Annotated in this window: 4 protein-coding genes; 2 read left to right on the forward strand and 2 right to left on the reverse strand. The window is 47.6% G+C overall.

Annotation, left to right across the window (positions count from 1 at the left end; all coding sequences use genetic code 11):
- Window positions 1–422: 422 nt before the first annotated feature.
- The gene (gene hemB, locus QUA80_RS33020; protein ID WP_333429116.1) at window positions 423–1,406 is read right to left on the reverse strand and encodes a porphobilinogen synthase; all 984 of its coding nucleotides are present in this window, start codon (window positions 1,404–1,406) and stop codon (window positions 423–425) included.
- 300 nt (window positions 1,407–1,706) lie between these two features.
- Here hemB and QUA80_RS33025 point away from each other — a divergent pair, with 300 nt between their 5' ends.
- Complete coding sequence (locus tag QUA80_RS33025) at window positions 1,707–2,690, forward strand: DUF1517 domain-containing protein (RefSeq protein ID WP_333429117.1); 984 nt, start codon at window positions 1,707–1,709, stop codon at window positions 2,688–2,690.
- Between the two features lie 332 nt (window positions 2,691–3,022).
- Window positions 3,023–3,577, forward strand: a complete 555-nt coding sequence (locus tag QUA80_RS33030; protein WP_333429118.1) for a cyclic nucleotide-binding domain-containing protein — start codon at window positions 3,023–3,025, stop codon at window positions 3,575–3,577.
- 219 nt (window positions 3,578–3,796) lie between these two features.
- Here QUA80_RS33030 and QUA80_RS33035 read toward each other — a convergent pair whose 3' ends face one another.
- Window positions 3,797–4,243 (reverse strand): hypothetical protein, encoded by a 447-nt coding sequence (locus QUA80_RS33035; RefSeq protein WP_333429119.1) that lies wholly within the window; start codon window positions 4,241–4,243, stop codon window positions 3,797–3,799.
- Window positions 4,244–4,590 lie beyond the last annotated feature (347 nt).

Here is a 4,590-nt window from a genome sequence, read left to right on the forward strand (position 1 = left end):
AAAGGTTTCATCTTATTTTACCTTTTTTTGTCTACCCCCTTGACAATTTGCACTTTTTCTTAACTTGTCACAAATGCGCCTGCTGTGAAAATACAAGCCTTCGGGCTCGGGGCCCCATCGCAAAAAACAATCAAAATAATCCCGCAAGTATGCAACCACGGTTTCTGAGAGTTTTGATGCGTAAGCGAGAGCTTGTATGCTGCCTAAAGGCTAAAAAATCCTCGATCGAGAGAGCTTTTTACTCCACCAGAGCACGCGAAGATTGTACGGTGGAGTCAATTATTTAATTTAAACAGGGCTGACGCATCGGGGCCCATGCGAAACCGGGTTTTTTAGGCCCGTGTGCGGTATACAACGCCTCTTTGCCTAAAAAAACCCGGTTTCTCAACAATCGTGCGTCCAGGACTAGAAAATGGAACGGCTTAGCTTTGCAACCAGCGGGCCGCGTCTTTGGCGTGATAAGTCAAAATCAAATCTGTACCAGCACGCTTGAATCCTGTCAGTGTTTCCATCACTACTCTTTCTTCATCTATCCAACCGTTGAGGGCGGCGGCTTTCACCATCGCATATTCTCCAGAAACGTTGTAAGCAGCAACTGGCAGATTAGTTGCTTCCTTCACGCGCCAGATGATGTCCATGTAAGCTAAAGCGGGTTTAACCATGAGCATATCTGCGCCTTCGGCAATGTCGAGAGCAATTTCTTTGAGTGCTTCCCGGCCGTTTCCGGGGTCCATTTGATAAGTGCGCCGATCGCCAAATTGCGGAGCAGAATCGGCCGCATCCCGGAACGGGCCATAATAAGCTGAGGCGTATTTTGCCGCGTAAGACATGATGGGAATATCTTCAAATCCAGCGCTGTCCAATCCTTCGCGAATTGCTCCGACAAAACCATCCATCATTCCCGAAGGTGCGATAATATCTGCACCGGCTTTAGCTTGAGCAACTGCGGTTTTCTTCAGCAATTCTAGTGTCGGATCGTTCAAAACGCGGCCGCTTAAATCTCCGACTTCCAAATAGCCGCAGTGACCGTGACTGGTATATTCGCACAGACAAGTATCGACCATGACGATTAAATCCGGTACGGCTTTTTTAACTGCTTCCGTCGCTTTTTGGACGATGCCGCAATCGTGCCAAGCACCTGTAGCATCTGTGTCTTTATCTGCGGGAATGCCGAATAAAATAATCGCCGGAATGCCGAGGTCGTAGACTTCTTTTGCTTCTTCTACTATTTTGTCTACCGATAGCTGGTAAACTCCCGGCATTGATGTTACTTCTTTAGCAAAAGCTTCCCCCGGTACGGCAAATAGAGGGTAAATTAAATCGCTGGTTGTCAAGATATTTTCGCGTACCATCCGGCGGATTTGGGGATGGTTGCGGAGGCGGCGGGGGCGGTGAGTTGGAAACATAATGTTTTTTTTACGGTAGATAAAGCCCTGTTTTCTAGGACTCGCGGCGTTTCTTTAAAAGTCTAAAGCTTATTGTTGGCCGATCGCCCTGTACTTAAGTAAAGTTCTGTGAAAGTGTGGATGTCCGTTGTTCCCAGTCAGCAAAGCCAGTCCTTTCTAGTCTTTCCCGTTCCCAGACAGATCCCTAACGGTGCTGGGATCGGTTGGTACGGATATCTCGCTGGCTTCACACCTGCAACCAGGCTGCCCAGAAGCGAGGATAGACTGTAAATTATAAATGTATCGAATAGTAACGGTCTTATGTACAAGCAACTAATTTCAAAGATGAAACCGCTTTTGAAATCACTATTTGCGATCGGTCTGGTACTGACGCTAGCCCTCGGTAACGCTGACGGAGCTTTGGCTGCCCGCAGCGGAGGACGCATCGGGGGCGGATCTTTTAGAGCTCCGGCGCGCAGTTACTCGTCTCCGAGTCGCACTTACGCGCCGCCGGGAGGGGGTTACTACCCGGGCGGCGGCTTTGGAGGCGGCTTCGGTTTCCCGTTCTTGCTGCCGTTTTTTGGCTTTGGAGGCGGGTTTGGCGGCCTGTTCTCGATTTTGATTTTTATTTCGATCGCTAATTTTCTCGTCCAAAGCTTCCGCCGCGCCGGGGGAGGAACTGACGAACTCGGCAACAGCGCCCCCACTACCACCGTATCTGTCGCCCGCTTGCAAGTCGGTTTGCTAGCAGAGGCCCGCAGTTTGCAAGCCGAACTCGATTCCTTAGCGCAAAAAGCGGATACCGATACAGCGGTCGGTCGCGCTCAAGTGCTGCAAGAATCCACTCTGGCGCTGCTGCGGCATCCTGAATACTGGGTTTACGCCGGCGCTGAATCTGTGCAAACTCGCTTGGAAGCAGCCGAAGCTAAGTTTAATCAATTTTCTTTGGCAGAACGCAGTAAATTTACAGAAGAAACGCTCTCGAATTATAACAACCAGCTCCGGCAAGCAGGGAGCAGCAATATCCTGCCAGGTTTGCAGGAAAATGGGGCGCTGGTTGCCTCTGATTTGAATTCAGATCCCGGGGAATTTATTGTGGTGACGGTGATTGTCGGTACTCAGGGTAAACTGCAATTGCCAGCAGTGAAAAACTCTGAAGATTTGCGCCAAGCTTTGCGCCAGATTGGGGGAGTATCGAGCGAGCAGTTGCTGGCGGTTGAGGTGCTGTGGACTCCTCAAGCCAACGGGGACACTCTGACTGCTGACGATATGTTGGCCGGCTATCCTGATTTGCGATCGATTTAGCGAGCAAGACTGGGCGCGGAACACGGTCTTCCGCGCCCGATCCCGTACCAAAGCCGTGCGGAGGAACCCGATTGCTTTTGAGACGGGCATTTCGCACGATTTTTTAGAGGCCGATCGAGTAAAAAAAGATTGTTCAACAAATGCTAGTATTGAGAGATTATTATTCAGCGTGATTAATTTGCTATTGGCAAGACCTGCCCTAGAGGCGTTTTGCCAAGAAGTTAGGCAGGATAAAAAAACTGTATTGAGCGAGGAGTAACTGCTGCGGAAGAAGTTGCGACCGCGCTCCCTCTAAATTTTATATAAAGAAGAAGCGATCGGGAGCTAAACTTATGGCCGACAGCAGCAGAAAGAAAGCACTTTTCATTTTGAGCCAGTTAAATAATGACGATATCGACTGGATCGTCCAAAAAGGCAAAAAGGAAGTTCTAGATCCGGGCGCGATTTTGATCCACGAAGGGAGACAGATAGATGCGCTATACATTGTTTTGAAGGGAAGTTTGACCGTTTCGATCGAAGCGGATCAGACTAAAGAACTTGCTAAAATAGCCAGCGGAGAACTGGTTGGAGAAGTTTCTTTCATTGATACTCGTCCTCCTTTGGCAACGGTGAAGGCGATCGCAGAAACTCACTTGCTGGCAATTCCTAGGCGGCAGTTAGTAACCAAACTTCAACACGATATGGGCTTTGCTTCCCGGTTTTATTATGGAATTTCACTCTGTCTGGCAGACCGGATGCGCGGTACGATCAGACATATAGAATACGGTCGCAATATTGAATTGGCTCAACCGGAATTAGATCGGGAGGATATTAATCCGAACATCATGGAAAATTTGGCTCTAGCTGAGGCTAAGTTTAATTGGCTGAGGGAAAATGTTAGGGCTTGATTAATTTTAAGGCGATCGTTTTTGAGTGGGGAGTGAAAACTGGCCCATCGATACGGTAATTTATCTACGTAAAATCTTAAGTCTAAAAACAGAAGTCGAAAGCAAAATAGGGGCTGGTTTTACCGGAAATCTCGATCGAGAAATGCCGGATCTAAAACCAGCCCCTTTGCTTTGCAGTTGCAGTCTCGCTCGCTGAAACGCAACTACCAACCAGACAGCCTAGATAATTCCCGGCCCTTTAGTGCGGGCGTCTTCATCATTTGTTAGTTTTCCTTCTTCGCCTTTTTTATCTTTGATTTCTGCGAGAATTCGAGCGCGTTCTTCGGCTTCGGCTTCCTCTTTTGCTCTCAAATCGCCCGGTTCGTTGACGTACATTTCCGGTTCGATCGCGTAATTGTTAACTAGACCTTCCTTGTCTACTGTATAACCATCTGTGGTGTGAATGCTTTCGTCATCGGTTTGGTCATCAGTTTTGGTACTTTTCTGCTTCCCTTCGGTGGTTGGGTGCATGAAGTTAGCGCCTTCGCGTTCTTGCCGCGCTGCTGTCTCCGCAGGAGTAATGCCCCTGTCGTAGTGGGGGGCTTGCATATTAGCTTCGATTTCTTCGTCCGCCGGTGTTGACTTGCTAATTTGTTCGTCGGGCGGTGTGGGTTGGCGGTTAGTCATGATTGATTCCTGAGTTATCTTTTCAAAAAGGTCTTTGGCTGATGTTTTAATATTAAGTGTAAGCTAACTCATTAACAAACTATCTTTGGTTATAGTTTGCGAGAAATTCCTGCGATCCCCAATACATTTAGTGAGTCTTCCTCAAGATAGATAAATTTCTCTTTTTATTGAAACTTTCACATTTTGCGACTCTTTGACATCTATCTAAAGAATGATAATATCTTCTCAGGTAAATTACCTCTAATCAAAGGGTTTGCAGTGAGGACTTTGGTCCAATGGCACTGAAAAAGTGAGCAAAAAAAAATCTGTAAGGCAAGATATACATAGATAATTGCCTTACAAACCAA

Origin of the sequence: Microcoleus sp. F4-D5 (assembly GCF_036704885.1) — a bacterium.
Lineage (GTDB): Bacteria > Cyanobacteriota > Cyanobacteriia > Cyanobacteriales > Microcoleaceae > Microcoleus.

What these genes read in the sequence shown, in the direction of transcription:
- QUA80_RS33035 (WP_333429119.1), bottom strand. Translation starts at nt 4,243, where the DNA reads ATGACTAACCGCCAACCCACACCGCCCGACGAACAAATTAGCAAGTCA.
- hemB (WP_333429116.1), bottom strand. Translation starts at nt 1,406, where the DNA reads ATGTTTCCAACTCACCGCCCCCGCCGCCTCCGCAACCATCCCCAAATC.
- QUA80_RS33025 (WP_333429117.1), top strand. Translation starts at nt 1,707, where the DNA reads ATGTACAAGCAACTAATTTCAAAGATGAAACCGCTTTTGAAATCACTA.
- QUA80_RS33030 (WP_333429118.1), top strand. Translation starts at nt 3,023, where the DNA reads ATGGCCGACAGCAGCAGAAAGAAAGCACTTTTCATTTTGAGCCAGTTA.